The 14,860-nt window shown below is 72.1% G+C and carries 18 protein-coding genes and 1 pseudogene; 11 read left to right on the forward strand and 8 right to left on the reverse strand.

What is annotated here, in order from left to right:
* On the reverse strand, nucleotides 1-1,091 hold a 1,091-nt coding region (locus ACFFCN_RS16550), incomplete at its 3' end, for an ArsA family ATPase (RefSeq protein ID WP_375493429.1).
* On the reverse strand, nucleotides 1,088-2,107 hold the full coding sequence (locus tag ACFFCN_RS16555; RefSeq protein ID WP_375493431.1) for an ArsA-related P-loop ATPase: 1,020 nt from the start codon (nucleotides 2,105-2,107) through the stop codon (nucleotides 1,088-1,090). The genes ACFFCN_RS16555 and ACFFCN_RS16550, both read right to left, overlap by 4 nt.
* A 114-nt stretch (nucleotides 2,108-2,221) precedes the next feature.
* Between ACFFCN_RS16555 and ACFFCN_RS16560 the strand changes: the two genes are divergently transcribed.
* The 3 genes from ACFFCN_RS16560 to ACFFCN_RS16570 are packed head-to-tail and all read left to right on the forward strand — an operon-like array spanning nucleotide 2,222 to nucleotide 4,262.
* Nucleotides 2,222-2,710, forward strand: a complete 489-nt coding sequence (locus ACFFCN_RS16560) for a RidA family protein (protein WP_375493433.1) — start codon at nucleotides 2,222-2,224, stop codon at nucleotides 2,708-2,710.
* Complete coding sequence (locus ACFFCN_RS16565) at nucleotides 2,710-3,474, forward strand: NUDIX hydrolase (protein ID WP_375493434.1); 765 nt, start codon at nucleotides 2,710-2,712, stop codon at nucleotides 3,472-3,474. Before ACFFCN_RS16560 ends, ACFFCN_RS16565 begins: the two co-directional genes overlap by 1 nt.
* Nucleotides 3,471-4,262, forward strand: a complete 792-nt coding sequence (locus ACFFCN_RS16570) for an MBL fold metallo-hydrolase (RefSeq protein WP_375493436.1) — start codon at nucleotides 3,471-3,473, stop codon at nucleotides 4,260-4,262. Before ACFFCN_RS16565 ends, ACFFCN_RS16570 begins: the two co-directional genes overlap by 4 nt.
* A gap of 15 nt (nucleotides 4,263-4,277) precedes the next feature.
* On the opposite strand, the gene ACFFCN_RS16575 is transcribed toward ACFFCN_RS16570, so the two are convergent.
* The 3 genes from ACFFCN_RS16575 to ACFFCN_RS16585 all read right to left on the reverse strand — a co-directional run bounded on the left by ACFFCN_RS16575 (nucleotide 4,278) and on the right by ACFFCN_RS16585 (nucleotide 5,770).
* Complete coding sequence (locus ACFFCN_RS16575) at nucleotides 4,278-4,574, reverse strand: hypothetical protein (protein WP_375493437.1); 297 nt, start codon at nucleotides 4,572-4,574, stop codon at nucleotides 4,278-4,280.
* Nucleotides 4,575-4,752: 178 nt separating this feature from the next.
* On the reverse strand, nucleotides 4,753-5,427 hold the full coding sequence (locus tag ACFFCN_RS16580; RefSeq protein WP_375493438.1) for a Crp/Fnr family transcriptional regulator: 675 nt from the start codon (nucleotides 5,425-5,427) through the stop codon (nucleotides 4,753-4,755).
* Nucleotides 5,428-5,518: 91 nt separating this feature from the next.
* Nucleotides 5,519-5,770: a hypothetical protein gene (locus ACFFCN_RS16585; protein WP_375493440.1), complete on the reverse strand. Its 252-nt coding sequence runs from the start codon at nucleotides 5,768-5,770 to the stop codon at nucleotides 5,519-5,521.
* Between the two features lie 92 nt (nucleotides 5,771-5,862).
* Between ACFFCN_RS16585 and nth the strand changes: the two genes are divergently transcribed.
* Genes nth through ACFFCN_RS16605 form a run of 4 tightly spaced genes read left to right on the forward strand, consistent with a single transcriptional unit; the run spans nucleotide 5,863 to nucleotide 8,905 of the window.
* Nucleotides 5,863-6,585, forward strand: coding sequence for an endonuclease III (gene nth / locus ACFFCN_RS16590; protein ID WP_375493457.1), 723 nt, complete (start codon nucleotides 5,863-5,865; stop codon nucleotides 6,583-6,585).
* Nucleotides 6,582-7,235: an NUDIX hydrolase gene (locus ACFFCN_RS16595; RefSeq protein WP_375493441.1), complete on the forward strand. Its 654-nt coding sequence runs from the start codon at nucleotides 6,582-6,584 to the stop codon at nucleotides 7,233-7,235. The genes nth and ACFFCN_RS16595 overlap by 4 nt, the downstream gene beginning before the upstream one ends.
* Before the next feature lie 44 nt (nucleotides 7,236-7,279).
* Nucleotides 7,280-7,714: a plastocyanin/azurin family copper-binding protein gene (locus ACFFCN_RS16600; protein WP_375493442.1), complete on the forward strand. Its 435-nt coding sequence runs from the start codon at nucleotides 7,280-7,282 to the stop codon at nucleotides 7,712-7,714.
* 3 nt (nucleotides 7,715-7,717) lie between these two features.
* Nucleotides 7,718-8,905, forward strand: coding sequence for a MarP family serine protease (locus ACFFCN_RS16605; protein WP_375493444.1), 1,188 nt, complete (start codon nucleotides 7,718-7,720; stop codon nucleotides 8,903-8,905).
* 4 nt (nucleotides 8,906-8,909) lie between these two features.
* Here ACFFCN_RS16605 and ACFFCN_RS16610 read toward each other — a convergent pair whose 3' ends face one another.
* Together ACFFCN_RS16610 and ACFFCN_RS16615 are read right to left on the reverse strand one after the other, a co-directional pair.
* Nucleotides 8,910-9,854, reverse strand: a complete 945-nt coding sequence (locus ACFFCN_RS16610; protein ID WP_375493446.1) for an alpha/beta fold hydrolase — start codon at nucleotides 9,852-9,854, stop codon at nucleotides 8,910-8,912.
* Nucleotides 9,855-9,861: 7 nt separating this feature from the next.
* Nucleotides 9,862-10,344, reverse strand: a complete 483-nt coding sequence (locus ACFFCN_RS16615; protein WP_375493447.1) for a phage holin family protein — start codon at nucleotides 10,342-10,344, stop codon at nucleotides 9,862-9,864.
* 159 nt (nucleotides 10,345-10,503) lie between these two features.
* Here ACFFCN_RS16615 and ACFFCN_RS16620 point away from each other — a divergent pair, with 159 nt between their 5' ends.
* Nucleotides 10,504-11,241: an oxidoreductase gene (locus tag ACFFCN_RS16620; protein WP_375493449.1), complete on the forward strand. Its 738-nt coding sequence runs from the start codon at nucleotides 10,504-10,506 to the stop codon at nucleotides 11,239-11,241.
* 363 nt (nucleotides 11,242-11,604) lie between these two features.
* On the opposite strand, the gene ACFFCN_RS16625 is transcribed toward ACFFCN_RS16620, so the two are convergent.
* A complete protein-coding gene (locus tag ACFFCN_RS16625; RefSeq protein ID WP_375493451.1) occupies nucleotides 11,605-12,411 on the reverse strand; it encodes an HAD family hydrolase in 807 nt (268 codons plus the stop codon).
* A 140-nt stretch (nucleotides 12,412-12,551) separates the two neighbouring features.
* On the opposite strand from ACFFCN_RS16625, the gene ACFFCN_RS16630 reads away from it, so the two are divergent.
* The 3 genes and pseudogenes from ACFFCN_RS16630 to ACFFCN_RS16640 form a co-directional block, all read left to right on the forward strand.
* Nucleotides 12,552-13,220, forward strand: a complete 669-nt coding sequence (locus ACFFCN_RS16630; RefSeq protein ID WP_375493453.1) for a pilus assembly protein FlpE — start codon at nucleotides 12,552-12,554, stop codon at nucleotides 13,218-13,220.
* Nucleotides 13,217-14,356, forward strand: coding sequence for a TadA family conjugal transfer-associated ATPase (locus ACFFCN_RS16635; RefSeq protein ID WP_375493455.1), 1,140 nt, complete (start codon nucleotides 13,217-13,219; stop codon nucleotides 14,354-14,356). Before ACFFCN_RS16630 ends, ACFFCN_RS16635 begins: the two co-directional genes overlap by 4 nt.
* A pseudogene (locus ACFFCN_RS16640) lies at nucleotides 14,353-14,860 on the forward strand (hypothetical protein); the annotation flags it as partial. The gene ACFFCN_RS16635 and the pseudogene ACFFCN_RS16640, both read left to right, overlap by 4 nt.

A 14,860-nucleotide genomic window follows, 5' to 3' on the forward strand; every position in this document is an offset into this window, starting at 1 on the left:
ACGCTGACCAGCGCCACCGACGGGTGCGCCGCGGCGAACCGCTTCGTCATCCGCGCGTCGTGTTCGGCGACGGCCGCGACCTCCGCGTGCACCCGCAGCGCCGCCTCGGCCAGCTGCGCGGCGCGGGGGTCCGGCGCGTCCGGGGCCGCGGCCAGCGTCTCCGCGGCGCCCTCGGCGTAGGCGGCGGTGAGCGGTTTGCCGCCCGGCACCGGCGCGGCCATGTGCGCCCGGTTGACGATCACCCCCGCCAACGGCATCTGGTCGGCGTCGAGACGCTCGACGAAGTAGGAGGCCTCCCGCAGCGCGTCGGGCTCCGGCGTGGCGACGACGACGAACGCGGTGCCCGGTCGCTTGAGCAGCTCGTAGGTGTGCTGGGCGCGTTCGCGGAAGCCGCCGAACATCGACTCCAGCGCGCTGACGAACGTCGACAGGTCGTTCAGCAGCTCGCCACCGATGATCTTCGTGAAGGCCCGCGCGACGACGCCGACGCCCGCGGTGACGACCTTGACGTAGGCCCTGCCGCCGGCCTTCGCCGGGGCGGTCAGCAACTTGACCATCCGGCCGTCGAGGAAACGACCCAACCGGTTCGGGGCGTCCAGGAAGTCGAGGGCCGAGCGCGACGGCGGCGTGTCGACGACGACGAGATCCCATTCGTCGGCGGCCACGAGCTGACCGAGCTTCTCCATCGCCATGTACTCCTGCGTCCCGGCGAACGACGAGGACAGCGACTGGTAGAAGGGATTGGCGAAGATCTGCTCGGCGCGTTCGGGCGTCGAGTGCTCGAGCACGACGTCGTCGAACGTGCGCTTCATGTCCAGCATCATCGCGAACAGCTCGCCGCCGGGAGCCGCGCCGTCGGTGGCGCCCTTGACCGCTCGCGGGGTGTTGTCGAGCTCGGTGAGCCCCATCGACTGCGCGAGCCGGCGGGCCGGGTCGATGGTGAGCACGACGGTGCGCCGCCCGGCCTGCGCGCCGATCATCGCCATGGCCGCGGCCGTCGTCGTCTTGCCGACGCCGCCGCTGCCGCAGGTGACGACGACGCGCGTCGCCGGGTCGCGCACGAGCTTCGCGACGTCCAGCGGCGTGCTCATGCGACCTCGCTCGTGAAGAACATCCGGGCGAGGTCCTTGAGCTCGCCGAGCTCGACCGGCGGGTTGAGGTCGGGCAGGACGATGCGCGGCAACGCCAGCTCGTCCAGCCGCGCCGCGTTGGTCTCCTGGACGCGTTGGCGCTGCGCGTAGTCGACCATCTCGGCCGCGATCGCGGAGGTGTTGCGGGCGCCGACCCCGGCCAGCTTCAGGCCGGCCGCCAGCTGCTGCTCGTCGACGACGCCGTCCGGCACGAGGCCGGCGTCCAACAGCGTCGGACGCGCCCGGTTGACGATCACCGAACCCAGCCGGAAGCCGAGCTCCGCGAGGCCGGCGGCTGCGTCGATCGTCTCCTGCACCGGCATCTCCTCGAGCAGCGTCACGAGATGCACCGCGGTCTGCGGCCCGTGCAGCAACTTGATGACGCCTTCGCTCTGGCTGTTGATCGGCCCGAACTTTGTCAGCTTCGCGACCTCGCGGGTGGCGTCGAGGAAGCGGGTGATCCGCCCCGTCGGCGGTGCGTCCAGCACGACGGCGTCGTAGACGTGCTTGCCGTTCTCGGTGCGGACGGTGGATTCCTTGACCTTGCCGGTGAGCAGCACGTCGCGCAGGCCCGGAGCGAGCGTCGTGACGAAGTCGACGGCGCCGATCTTGCGCAGCCCGCGCGCGGAACGGCGCAGGCCGTAGAACATGTCCAGGTACTCGATCATCGCCTGCTCGGCGTCGACGGCCAGCCCGAACAGCTGACCGCCGTTCTCCACCCCGGCCAGCCGCCGCTCGCCGTAGGTCATCGGCGGCGTGTCGAACAGCTGCGCGATGGCCTGCCGGCCCTCGACCTCGACGAGGAGCACCTTGCGGCCCGTCTGGGCCAGCGCGACGGCGAGCGCGGCCGCCACCGTGGTCTTGCCGGTGCCGCCCTTGCCGGTGACGACGTGCAGCCGCGCCGTGGTCGGGATGCCCGGCGCGAGCCCGGCGGCGGACCGCGTCCGCTCGGCGACCGGGGGGCGGTACGCACTCATCGGTCCAGCGTATGGGCACCGGAACGCGCGTCGCCCCGGGGCCGGGCGGGCGTGAGCTGCACCGCGCCCGGCCGGTGTCGGCCCGCTGCCGGGACGGGCGGCTACGGTCGGGTCATGTCGACGCCGCCACCGCCGTCCACAGCGTCCTTGTCACCGCTCGCCCGGCTGGCCGAGCTCGGCCTGACGCTGCCGCCGGTCGTGGCGCCGCTCGCCGCCTACCAGCCTGCCCGGCGCAGCGGGCAGGTCGTGTTCACCGCCGGGCAGCTGCCGATGATCGACGGCGCGCTGCCGCAGACCGGCAAGGTCGGCGGTGCGGTGTCGCCGGAGGACGCCCACGCACTCGCTCGGGTGGCCGCGCTGAACGCGCTGGCCGCGGTGCACGCGCTCGCCGGACTCGACGACGTCGCGGGCGTCGTCAAGGTGGTCGGCTACGTCGCCTGCGTGCCGGAATTCACCGGGCACCCCGCCGTCGTCAACGGGGCGAGCGAACTGCTGGGCGAGATCTTTGGCGACGCCGGGGCGCACGCCCGCTCGGCGGTCGGCGTGGCGTCGCTGCCGCTGGACTCGCCGGTCGAGATCGAGCTGATCGTCGAGCTGGCCTGATGAGCTCACCGGTCGGCGACGTGCCGGTACGTGATGCCGCGACGGTCGTGCTGCTGCGCGACGCCGCGGACGGTCTCGACGTCTGGCTGCTCACCCGGGTGACCCAGATGGCGTTCGCCGCGGGCATGTCCGTCTTTCCCGGCGGTCGGGTGGATGTCGCCGATGCGGACCTGCCGCTGCGCGGCGCCGATGTGCCGGCGCTCGCGGCGCGCCTGCGCTGTTCACCTGAGCTGGCGCACGCGCTGCTCGGCGCTGCGCTGCGGGAGACGTTCGAGGAGACCGGCGTCCTGCTCACCGTGCCGACGCGCGACCTCGGCGAGCGGCGGGCCGAGGTCGAGGGCGGGTCGTTGCCGTTCGGCGCGCTGCTGGCCGAGCACGAGCTCGTACTGGACGCGGCGGTGCTGGCGCCGTGGTCGCGATGGATCACACCGGCCGGCGAGACGCGCCGTTACGACACCCGCTTCTTCGTGTGCGTGCTGCCGGCCGAGGCGCAGGCCCGCGACGTCACCACCGAGTCGAGCGCGGCGGGTTGGGTGTCGGTGGCTGCGGCGATCGAGGAGGCACAGCGTGGCGAGCGCAAGCTGCTGCCGCCGACGATGGCGACCTTGACCTCGCTGTTGCCCTTCCGCACGGCGGCCGACGTGTTGACCGCGGCGGCGCAACGCTCGCTCGAACCGGTCGAGCCGGAGCTGCTGGTCGGCGAGGACGGCGTCGTGTCCGTCCGCCTGCCCGACGGGCTCACGGTTACGATCCCGCAGCCATGACCCATCCGGCGTACGAGACGGTGCGGCCCGTGCTGCCGAACGCATCGGTGCTGCTGCAGGCCAATCCCGGTCCGATGACGCTCGACGGCACGAACACCTGGCTGTTGCGCGGCGGCCCGGCACGCGGTTGCGTCGTCGTCGATCCGGGCGAGGAGGACGACGCGCACCTGGCTGCGGTGCTGGAAGCCGCCGGCGAGGTCGCGCTGGTGCTGCTGACGCACGGCCATCACGACCACAGTGGTGCCGCGGCGGCGCTGCACGAGGCCACCGGCGCCTCGGTCCGTGCCGCCGATGCCGCCCACTGCCACGGCGGCGCGGTGCTGGCGGACGGCGAGACCCTCGAGGCCGCGGGGATCCGGCTGCGCGTGCTCGCGACGCCGGGGCACACGGCGGACTCGGTGTCGTTCGCCCTTGACGCGGCCGACGACGTGGCGGCCGTGCTCACCGGTGACACGATCCTCGGCCGCGGCACCACCGTCGTCGCGCACCCGGACGGCGTGCTCGGCCCGTACCTGGACTCGCTGCAACGTTTGCACGGGCTCGGCGACGTGAGCGTGCTGCCCGGGCACGGACCGGAACTGCCGTCGGTGGCCGAGGTCGCGGGGCAGTACCTCACGCACCGCGCGGAGCGGCTGGAGCAGGTGCGTGGCGCACTGCGCGAGCTCGGCGCGCAGGCGTCCGCGCGGCAGATCGTCGAGCTCGTCTACGCCGACGTCGACCAGGCCGTGTGGTGGGCGGCGGAGCTGTCCGTGGCCGCCCAGCTCGACTACCTCCGCGCGGGTGCATAGCTTCGGACTGGGCCCTCACTTCCAGTCGTAGGTGTAGCACCAGCGAAGCGCGTCGACCGCATCGCTCGTCAGCTCCGGGTGGCGTGCGACGAAGACGGCGGTGGCCCGGTCGGCGGCGACGACCAGGGACTCGTCCGCTCGCGGCTCGACTTTGTAGAACTCGTCGTGTAGCCGCTGCACTTCGGCAGCCAGGTCAGCGGCTGTCAGCGCGCCGAAGTGTCCTGCGAACCGGTCCACGTTCCGAACAGGGAATGGCGACAATCCCTTGCCCGTGAAGACCACGAGTGCCTGACTGACCAGGTCTGCATCCACCTCATCGCCTCCGCAGGAGCGCCGTGACACCCGTGGCCGCCGCGCGGCACGACTCGGTACCGACTGCGAGCGGTCAGTCGATCACCGAGGGCGCGAATGCCCGATACCGGGTGCGGACTGTGCCGCCAACGACCGAGCACGCGTCCCGCACATCGGCGTCGGCCAGGTCAACCGCCCGTCAGCGGGCGCGGCGGGCGAGGCGTTCGCGGTCCAGGATGACCACACTCTTGCCCTCCAGGCGCAGCCAGCCGCGCGACGCGAAGTCGGCCAGCGCCTTGTTCACCGTCTCGCGCGAGGCGCCGACGAGCTGCGCGAGCTCCTCCTGCGTCAGGTCGTGCGTGACCCTTAGCTGACCACCGTCGATCGAGCCGAAGCGTTGCGCGAGCTGCAGCAGCTGCTTGGCGACCCGCCCCGGCACATCGACGAAGATCAGGTCGGCGAGCATCGTGTTGGTGCGCCGCAGCCGGCGCGCGACCACACGCAGCAGCTGCATCGCGATCTGCGGCCGGTCGGTGGCCCAGTTCTGCAGCGCGGACTTGGGCAGCCGGGCGAGCCGCGCGTCGGTGACGACGGTGGCGGTGGCCGTGCGCGGGCCCGGGTCGAACAGCGACAGCTCGCCGAACTGGTCGGACGGCCCGTAGATGGCGACCAGGTTCTCCCGGCCGTCCGGCGAGCGGCGACCGAGCTTCACCTTGCCGGACAGCACGATGTACAGGCTGTCGCCGGGCTCACCCTCGTTGAACAGCACCGCGCCGCGCGGCGCCTCGACCATCTCGAACTCGCCGGACAACGCCTCGACGTCCGCCGGGTCGACCCCTTGGAACAGCCCCGCCCTGCGCAGAATCTCGTCCACTGATGCAGCTCCTCGTCGCTCGCGATGCGAGCCATGTCACAGTCTCGACGGGAGTCTAGTAAACCCGGCGTCGATCAGCTCCGGGAGCTGATCAGTTCTCGGCGCGACGCCCGCCGCGGCGTCGACGGTTCGGCCGCAGCCGCTTGCGCAGCCGGCGCAACGCAGAATCGGTGCCCTCGCGCACGAAGGTGTTCAGCTCCTCGCGGGTGCCGGTGTCGAGCAGCGTCTCGATCTCACGCTCGTTCGCGGTGTTGATGCGGTTCAGCGGCGCCTCGACCCGACCCATGAAGATCACGAATCCGAGCAGGACGAACGGGAACAGCAGCAACAGGAAGCCCAACATGGTGCTGTCGATTGTGCCGTACCCGCAGGTCATAGCTGCGGCATAGGCTCGGCGGCGTGCCGCCCCGGACCAGATCAGCCAGCAAGCCCGCGATCAACCGGGTCGATCCGTCCGAGTCGCCCCTTGCGCTCAAACGCCGCGCCCGCCGCATCAATCGCGAGCTCGCCCAGCTGTACCCGGAGGCACACTGCGAGCTCGACTTCACGACGCCGCTCGAGCTCTCCGTCGCGACGATCCTCTCGGCCCAGTGCACGGACAAGCGGGTCAACGAGGTCACGCCCCGGGTGTTCGCGCGGTACCCGGACGCCGCGGCATACGCCGGCGCCGACCGTGCCGAGCTCGAGACGCTCATCAAGCCGACGGGCTTCTTCCGCAACAAGACCACGTCGCTGATCAGGCTCGGCGAGCAGCTGATCGAGCGCTTCGACGGCGAGGTCCCGCACACCCTCGATGAGCTGGTAACGCTGCCCGGTTTCGGCCGCAAAACCGCCAACGTCGTGCTGGGCAACGCGTTCGACATCCCGGGACTGACCGTCGATACGCACTTCGGGCGGATGGTGCGCCGGTGGGGCTGGACGGCCGAGACGGACCCGGTCAAGGTCGAGCACGTCGTCGCCGAGCTCATCCCGCGCAGCGAATGGACGATCTTCTCGCACCGGGCGATCTTCCACGGCCGCCGGATGTGCCACTCGCGTAAACCTGCGTGCGGCGTGTGCCCGCTCGCCCGGATGTGCCCGTCGTTCGGCGACGGTCCCACCGACCCGCAGGTCGCGGCCAAGCTCGTCAAGACCGAACAGCAGATGATCGAAACGTGACGAGCGAGATCGTCACCGACGAGCTGCCGGAATGGTTGCGACAGCTCGCTACGCAGGCGCGCGACCTCGATCCCACGCAGCTGTCGCGGTTCCTGCCGCCGGCCGACGGCAGCGGTCGCCAGTCGGCCGTGTTGATGGTCTTCGCCGACACCGATCGCGGACCGTCGGTGCTGCTCATCGAGCGCGCCGCCGACATGCGCCAGCACGCCGGCCAGGTGGCCTTCCCGGGTGGCTCGCTGGACCCGGGCGACGCGTCCGCCGACGCCGCTGCGCTGCGCGAGGCCAGCGAGGAGGTCGGGCTCGACCCGGCGAGCGTGCGGGTGCTCGCCGACCTGCCGGCCGTGTTCATCCCGGTGACGCAGTTCGTCGTGACGCCGGTGCTCGCGTGGTGGCAGCACCCGCACGAGGTGCGCGTCGTCGACCCGGCCGAGGTGGCCGGCGTTGCGTTGGTACCGATCGCCGAGCTCGCGGACCCGGCCAACCGGTTCTGCGTGCAGCACCCGTCCGGCATCGTCGGCCCGGGATTCAGCGCCGCCGGGCTGTTCGTGTGGGGGTTCACCGCGGGCCTGCTCGACCGGCTGCTCACCTTCGGCGGCTGGGCGCAACCGTGGGACCAGGACGTCCTGCGTCCGCTGCCCCCGCTGCCCTGACCGACGCCGCGATCACGCGTAAACCGCGCAGGTACGGTCTACGCATGTCCGGGCCCCATGCGTCGCGCGCGCGGCGGGCCGCAGTGTTGCTGGGCGTCGTCGCCTGCATCGCGTCCGGCTGCTCGAACAGCAAGTCGGCTGTCGCCAAGAACCCGCACTCGGGCGATGCCACCGCGTCGCCGGTCGGCGGCGTGCAGCAGGTCGTCATGACCAGCGGCCCGGACCTGCGCTTCCACCCGTCGACGATCACCGTGCACCCGGGCAAGGTGCGTGTCGTGCTCAAGAACGTCGCGCCCGGCGGCGGACCCCCGCACAACATCCAAGCCCCGTCGGTGCCCGGTCTGGCGATCGGCGAGGTCGACGCGGGACAGACGCAGTCCGCGACGTTCACCGCGCCCGCGCCAGGTCGCTACAGCTTCGTCTGCACGTTCCACCGGGCGCAGGGCCAATACGGCACGCTCGTCGTGAAGACGGGCTGACGTGTGAACCTGCTCGACATCATCATCGTCCTGGCGGCTATCGCCTACGGCATCGGCGGTTTCCGCAGCGGAGCGGTGATCGGTGTCTGCTCGCTGATCGGCTTCTTCGGCGGCGCGGCGATCGGCGCGCAGTTGGCCGAGCCGCTGGGCTCGCGGGTCGCCGACGGCCGGGCGCAGGTCCCGGTCGCGATCGTGTGCGTGCTCGTGCTGGCGACCATCGGCCAGATCCTCGCCGTCTACCTCGGCGGCCGGCTGAAGAACCGCATCGTGCGCGGCCGTGGCCGCCCGGTCGACTCGGCCGTCGGCGCGGTGCTCGGCGTGCTGTCGGTGCTGCTGGTGGCATGGATGATCGCGGTGCCGCTGGCGTCGTCGCCCTATCCGACGCTGGCGTCCGAGGCGAGCCAGTCGAAGATCGTGCGTGGCGTCAACGACTCGGTGCCGCAGGGCGTGCGCAGCCTGTACTCGTCGTTGCGTGCCTTCCTGGACCAGAGCGGCTTCCCGCCGGTGTTCGGCGACCTGCCGCCGGCGAACATCGTCGACGTCCCGTCGCCCTCGCAGTTGACGCCGGCGCAGCAACGCGTCGTGCAGGGCGTGCGCCGCTCGACGTTCAAGATCCTCGGGCAGGCGCCGGAGTGCCAGCGCGAGATCGAGGGCTCGGGCTTCGTGTACGCCAAGCACCGCGTGCTGACCAACGCGCACGTCGTCGCCGGCACCCGCCGGCTGGTGGTCCAGACCGATCAGGGGCCGCTCGCGGCGCGCGTCGTCCTGTTCGACCCGCAGAGCGACGTCGCGGTGCTGGCGGTGCCCGACCTGAACGCAACCCCGCTGTCCTTCGCGTCGTCCCCGGCCAAGACTGGCGACTCGGCGGTCGTGCTCGGCTATCCGGAGAACGGCCCGTTCACCGCGGGCCCGGCACGCGTGCGGGAGAAGTCGACGGTCGGCGGCCGCGACATCTACGACCAGCGTGGCGTGCAGCGCGAGATCTACTCCGTGCGCGGCACTGTGCGCAGCGGCAACTCCGGCGGTCCGCTGATCAACGACAACGGCTCGGTGCTCGGCATGGTGTTCGCCCGCGCGCTCGCCAACGACGACACCGGATACGTGCTGAGTGACGACCAGATCCGCGCCGACGCCCGCAAAGGCCAGAGCCAGAGCAGCGCGGTGAGCACGCAGGGTTGCACGTCCGACTGACGCGTCAGTGGGTCTTGACCCAGCGCACGAGCTCGCCGCTGACGACGTCGGGCACCTCGTTGTGCGCGAAGTGGCCGACGCCGTCGAGCAGCCGCCACTCGTACTCGCCGCTGACGTAGCGGCCGGAGCCCTGCGCCGTCGACGGCAGCACGCAGGTGTCGAAGTCGCCGTGCAGGTGCAGTACCGGCGCGCTGATCGGCGCCCGCAGCGAACGTGCGTAGGCGCGCCCGTCGCTGCGGAAGACCGACCGCAGCTCCCAGCGGAAGTGCTCGGCCGCGCAGTAGGACACCGGGTGGATGCGCATCGCCTGCGCGTACCGCTCGACGTCGGCGACGTAGCGCGGCGTGCCGCGCCAGCGCGGACCGGTCCACCGGTCGTAGAGCTCGCGCACCCACGACGAGTCGCGCGAGAGCAGGTTCTCGGCGCGTCGTGGCACCTGGAACGTGCGCAGCGCGTACGACGAGGCGTGCCGTTGCGCAGGACCCGCACCCGGGCGCAACTCCTCACGCATCCGCAGCGGGTGCGCGGCGCCGACGATCACGACGCTGCGCACGACGTGTGGGGCCCGGGCCGCGACCGTCCACGCGAGCGTGCCGCCGACGTCGGTGCCGACGATCGTCGCCGACGACTCGCCGAGCGAGGTCACCAGTGCCGCGACGTCCGCGCCCAACGTGGGGGAGTCGTAGCCGCGCGGTGGCTTGTCGCTCGCGCCGTAACCGCGCAGGTCGACAGCGACGGCGCGGTAGCCGGCGTCGGCGAGGTCGGTGAGCTGCTGGTGCCAGCCCCACCAGAACTGCGGGAAGCCGTGCAGCAACAGCACGAGCGGGCCTGAGCCGATCTCCGCGACGTGCAGGGCGATGCCGTTGGCGCGCACCGTGCGATGCGTCCACGGTCCGTCGAGGAGAACGACAGAGCTGTCCGGCGCACCCGGAAGCGGACCGAACCCCATGGCGTGGTCAGGAGTTCCGCGACTGCTTCAGGTAGTCGACAGTCTCCTTGGTGGTGCGGATCGTGCGCTCCGGCGCCTTCGCCTTCTTGATCTTCTTGATGCCGAGGAAGACGAGCGCGCCGACGACGACCAACTGTGCGACGAACACGATGAGGAAGGCCAGCCAGCGGTCGAGGCCGAGCGCGGCGATGCCCTCGGCGAGGGCGAAGAAGCCGAAGGTGAGCGAGAAGACGAGCACGACCGCCGCGGCGGCGAACATGCCCGCGCCGGTGCCGGCGTTCTTGACCGTGGCGCGCAGCTCCAGCTTCGCGAGCGCGATCTCCTTCTGCAGCAGGTTGGACGACTCGGTGAGCACGGTGTGCACGAGATCGCCGATGCTCGGCTCCGCGCTCGTGGTCGCCGGGGTCGTGGACGGGCGCTCGGTCGCCGGTGCGGCGGACGTGCCGACCTGTGGCGTGGGTTTCGGGGCGGTGCTGTTGCTCGCCGTCACGGTCGACTCCCTCATGCGTGCGCCGCGGTGGCTGCGGCATCGGTCCGGGCACCGTGGTCGTCGCCAAGCGGTGGTCGCAGCATCATTTCAGTCCGGGCGGGTGCCGCGCACCCGGTGCAGGCGCTTCTTGTGCACGGCGCGTCGTTAGCCTGCGAAGTCGTGACTGCCGATCCGCTCGCCCCGCTGCTGGACCTGCCGGGCGTCGCCGACGGTGTCGACCATGCCCGCGCGGCGGTGGACGCGCTGCTGGGCAACCGCACGTTGCGCCGCCGCTCGCCGGACGTCTCTGCGGAGTCGGCGTTGCGCGGCGCGTGGGCGTCGGCGTGGCTGGCCGGCCACGAGGTGCCGCTCGCCGACGTGCGTTCGGGCGCCGCGGCCGACGACCCGGTGGTGCAGGGTGCGCTGCGTGCGCAGTCGGCGATCGGCGCGCTGGTGGACACCTGGCGCCCGGCGCCGCGGCAGGTGCTGGCGCGGCTGCATGCGCTGGCCGCCGCCGACCTCGTCGCCGCAGACGAACTGGGCCGCCCGGCGCCGCTGGCAGCGCAGCGGTTGGACACGCTCGCCGAGGTGCTGGCCGCGACGTCGGTGCCCGCGGTCGTCGTCGCCGGCATCGTGCACGGCGAACTGCTGGCGCTCGACGCGTTCGCGCCGGTGTCGGGCGTGGTGGCTCGTGCTGCGGTGCGGCTGACGCTCGTCGACCGCGGTCTTGACCCCAAGTCGCTGACGGTCGTCGAGGCCGGCCATCGCGAACTGCGCGCGGACTACGACGCCGCACTGGGCGCGTATCGCACCGGTACCCGCGAGGGCATCGCGTCGTGGCTCGTGCACTGTGCCGATGCGGTGGCCGCGGGTGCGCTCGAGGCCGTGGCGATCTGCGAGGCGATGGCGCGCGGCTGACCTGCGGCTGCTGTGGCTGCTGCGGCTAACCTGCGGCTCCTGCCGCGACACGACGACGGCGCCGCTGCAACAGCGACGCCGTAGTCGATGCGCGGGCTCGACGGGTTACCAAGCGTGCCCTGTGCGGAAATGTCAGGTGCGGTCCACGGCAGCGTTGCCGCAGTCCCGCGCCGACTCACCTGTGCGTGGTGGGATCGCCGCGTGGGTACCCGTGTTGTCCGTGCCGGGACGTTGTCCGCTGGGGGCGGGACCGCCATCGACGTGCATCGTCCGTCCTGGGAATTGGACGCCTGTGACGCAGGTCACGCAACCCTTCGTCGGCGTGTCGTCAGGTGTGCTTTTTGCGGACCGGGCAAGGAGTGATCAGGCGCGGTTGGTGCGATGCCGGGTGGCGTACCAGGCAAGGCCGGCAGCGGCGACGCCTGCACCCACCACGCCGGCCGAGATCACCGGGTGCTCAGGACGCATGCCGGCGATGCGTTCGCGCAGCGGCACCGCGTTGGAGAACGTGAGCAGCGGCCAGTCGTGCTCGGCGGCGGCTTTGCGTAACGCACGGTCGGCGTTCACCGCGAACGCGTGCCCGACGGCCTCGAGCATCGGTATGTCGGTGGCCGAATCGGAGTAGGCGTAGCTGCCGGCCAGGTCGTAACCGCGTTCGTCAGCCAGGGCGAGGACGGCCACCGCCTTCTCCTTGCCGTACGCGTAGCGGCTGATCTCGCCGGTGTACTTGCCGTCCTCGACCACCATCTGGGTGGCGACGACGTCGTCCGCGCCGAGCATCGCGCCGATCGGGGCGACGACCTCCTCGCCGGACGTGCTGACGATGACGACGTCGCGGCCGGCGGCCTTGTGCATCGCGATGAGGTCGACCGCCTCGTCGTAGACGATCGGATCAATGATGTCGTGCAGGGTCTCGGAGACGATGTCGCGCACCTGGGAGACGTCCCACCCGCTGCACATGCTGGTCAGGTACTCGCGCATGCGCTCGATCTGGTCGGCGTCGGCGCCGGACAGCGCGAACATGAACTGTGCATAAGCGCTGCGGAGCACGGCGCGGCGGTTGATCAAACCGCTCTGGTAGAACGGCCGCCCGAAAGCGAGCACGCTCGATTTGGCGATGATCGTCTTGTCGAGATCGAAGAACGCCGCGGTGCGCGCCGGTGTCGCCACGCCGTCACGATACGGCGACGGTGCCGCGGGCCGGCTGGGTGACGCGGAGTTGTCAAATCCGCCGTCCACAGGCCGCTTCTTGTCCACAACTGACCGGTGCCTGCTGACCCGCGCTCGTCGACAGTGGTTGCGTCGTGCACATGGCGCGGGTGATCGGGGTGGTCGGTGGCAGTGGCGGGGTCGGTGCGTCCTTGTTCGCTGCTGTCCTCGCTGCGACGGCGGCCCTCAGTGGGCCGGCCCTGCTGATCGATCTCGACGTCGTGGGCGGCGGTGTCGACGTGGCGCTCGGCATCGAGGGCGCCTCCGGCGCGCGCTGGTCGGGCGTGCGGGTGGCCGGCGGCGAGCTCGACGCCCAGGCGTTGCTGGCCGGCGTACCTGCGTGGTTCGGGTGTCCTGTGCTGGCCGCGGACGTCGACGAGCTGGATCCGGCGGCAGTTGGCCAGGTGCTCGACGCCGTCGATCTCGATGTCGACACCGTCGTCGTCGATCTGCCGCGCGTGCAGTGTGCCGCACGCGCCGCGGCGTTGTTGCGCTGCGACCTCGTCGTGGTCGTCGTCCGCGGCGATCTTTCCGGTGCCGCGGCGGCACACATGCAGGTGGATTCGCTGCCGGAACTGCCGATCGGTGCGTTGGTCCGCCCCGGCGGCCTGCCGGTCGAGCAGGTGGTGACTCTGGTCGGCGTGCCGTTGCTCGGGCAGCTGCCGGCGTTGAGCCTGCGCAGGCTGGAGCTGCAGAAGCTGCCGCGCGCACTGGTCGACGTCGCTGCCGGCGTGCTCGACGGATTCGCCCTGCAGTTGGCCACGGCATGACCGACGCGCTGGTCGACCGGGTGCGCCGCCGCCTCGTGACGGAGGCGCATCCGCCGGGCCGACTCGACGCGGCCGTGCGCGCGGAGTCGCACGGCATCGTGGACGACGCGGTCTTCGCCCGGCTGCGCCGTGACGTTGCGGCCGAATTGCACGGCGCCGGACCGCTCGAGCCGTTGCTTGCGACGCCGAGCGTCACCGATGTGTTGGTCAATGCGCCGGACTCGGTGTGGATCGATCGCGGCCACGGCATGGAACGCGTTCATGTCTCCTTCGCCGACGACGCCGCGGTGCGCCGGTTGGCGCAGCGTCTTGCCGCAGCGGCGGGGCGGCGTCTCGACGACGCCGCTCCGTTCGTCGACGCCGTCCTGCCCGACGGCACCCGGTTGCACGCTGCGCTGGCACCGCTCGCCCCGTGCACGACGATCTCGCTGCGGGTGCTCGCCCGCCGCCGGCACGATCTCGACTCGCTGGTCGCCGGCGGCGCTGCACCGGCCGAGATCGCCGAGCTGCTGCGTGCGGTCGTCGCCGCCAGGTTGGCGTTCGTGGTCACCGGTGGCACCGGCACCGGAAAGACGACGCTGCTCGGGGCGTTGCTCGACGAGATACCGCCGACCGAGCGCGTGCTGGTCATCGAGGACGCCGCGGAGCTGGTGGCCGCGCACCCGCATCTCGTGCGCCTGGTGTGCCGCGGCGCGAATGTCGAGGGGGCGGGCGCGATCGGGTTGCGCGAACTCGTCCGGCAGGCATTGCGGATGCGCCCGGACCGGCTCATCGTCGGCGAATTCCGCGGCGCCGAGATGGTGGAGCTGCTGGTCGCGCTGAACACCGGCCACGAGGGCAGCGCGGCGACACTGCACGCGAACTCCGCCGCCGACGTGCCGGCACGCTTCGCGGCACTCGGCGCGCTGGCCGGGCTCGCGGCGCCGGCGGTGACGAGCCTGGTGGCCAGCGCGATCGACCTCGTCGTGCACCTGCGCCGCGGTCGGGACGGCCTGCGTGCCGTCGCCGAGATCGGGATGCTGCACCGCGTCGGCGACGCGCTGCGCGTCGTGCCGGTGTGGGACCGGTTGACCGGCGACGGCCCGGGCGCCGCAGACCTGCGCGCGGTGCTGGACGCACGGGTGGTGGCGCCGTGACGCCGGCGGGCTGGTTGGCGTTGGCGCTCGCCTTGGTGGTGCTCGCGACGCCGTCGGCACTGCCCGCGCGGGCACTTGCGTTGGCCGCAGCGTCGCGCGTTGCGCCGCCGCCGGCACAGCGGCCGGCGCGTCGGCCGGTCGCCTGGCAGCGAGTCGTGCCACCGGGCGCGGCGCTGATGATCGTCGGCACGGGCGTGCTCGTCGGCCCCGCACTGGCGGTCGCGGTGGCCGCGGTGTCCGGGGTCGCGGCAGTGCTGCTGCGCGATGCGGCGCGCACCCGCAGCGCCCTTCGCGCGCACGCCGAACTGCTGGCCGCGGTGCGCCTGCTCGCCGGCGAACTGCAGGCCGGCGCCCGCCCGGCCGAGGCGCTGCATGCCGCGGGCGAGATCGCGCCCGCACACGCCGGCCCTCTGCGCTCTGCGGCGCGAGCCGCCGCGGCGGGCGACGACGCAGGGGCTGTCCTTGTCGAGACAGCCGCGACACGCACGCTCGGCGTCGCCTGGC

It is taken from the genome of uncultured Jatrophihabitans sp., from assembly GCF_964246335.1.
GTDB lineage: Bacteria > Actinomycetota > Actinomycetes > Mycobacteriales > Jatrophihabitantaceae > Jatrophihabitans.

What these genes read in the sequence shown, in the direction of transcription:
- ACFFCN_RS16630 (WP_375493453.1), top strand. Translation starts at nt 12,552, where the DNA reads ATGGCGCGGGTGATCGGGGTGGTCGGTGGCAGTGGCGGGGTCGGTGCG.
- ACFFCN_RS16565 (WP_375493434.1), top strand. Translation starts at nt 2,710, where the DNA reads ATGAGCTCACCGGTCGGCGACGTGCCGGTACGTGATGCCGCGACGGTC.
- ACFFCN_RS16635 (WP_375493455.1), top strand. Translation starts at nt 13,217, where the DNA reads ATGACCGACGCGCTGGTCGACCGGGTGCGCCGCCGCCTCGTGACGGAG.
- ACFFCN_RS16600 (WP_375493442.1), top strand. Translation starts at nt 7,280, where the DNA reads ATGTCCGGGCCCCATGCGTCGCGCGCGCGGCGGGCCGCAGTGTTGCTG.
- ACFFCN_RS16555 (WP_375493431.1), bottom strand. Translation starts at nt 2,107, where the DNA reads ATGAGTGCGTACCGCCCCCCGGTCGCCGAGCGGACGCGGTCCGCCGCC.
- ACFFCN_RS16610 (WP_375493446.1), bottom strand. Translation starts at nt 9,854, where the DNA reads ATGGGGTTCGGTCCGCTTCCGGGTGCGCCGGACAGCTCTGTCGTTCTC.
- ACFFCN_RS16560 (WP_375493433.1), top strand. Translation starts at nt 2,222, where the DNA reads ATGTCGACGCCGCCACCGCCGTCCACAGCGTCCTTGTCACCGCTCGCC.
- ACFFCN_RS16570 (WP_375493436.1), top strand. Translation starts at nt 3,471, where the DNA reads ATGACCCATCCGGCGTACGAGACGGTGCGGCCCGTGCTGCCGAACGCA.
- ACFFCN_RS16585 (WP_375493440.1), bottom strand. Translation starts at nt 5,770, where the DNA reads ATGTTGGGCTTCCTGTTGCTGCTGTTCCCGTTCGTCCTGCTCGGATTC.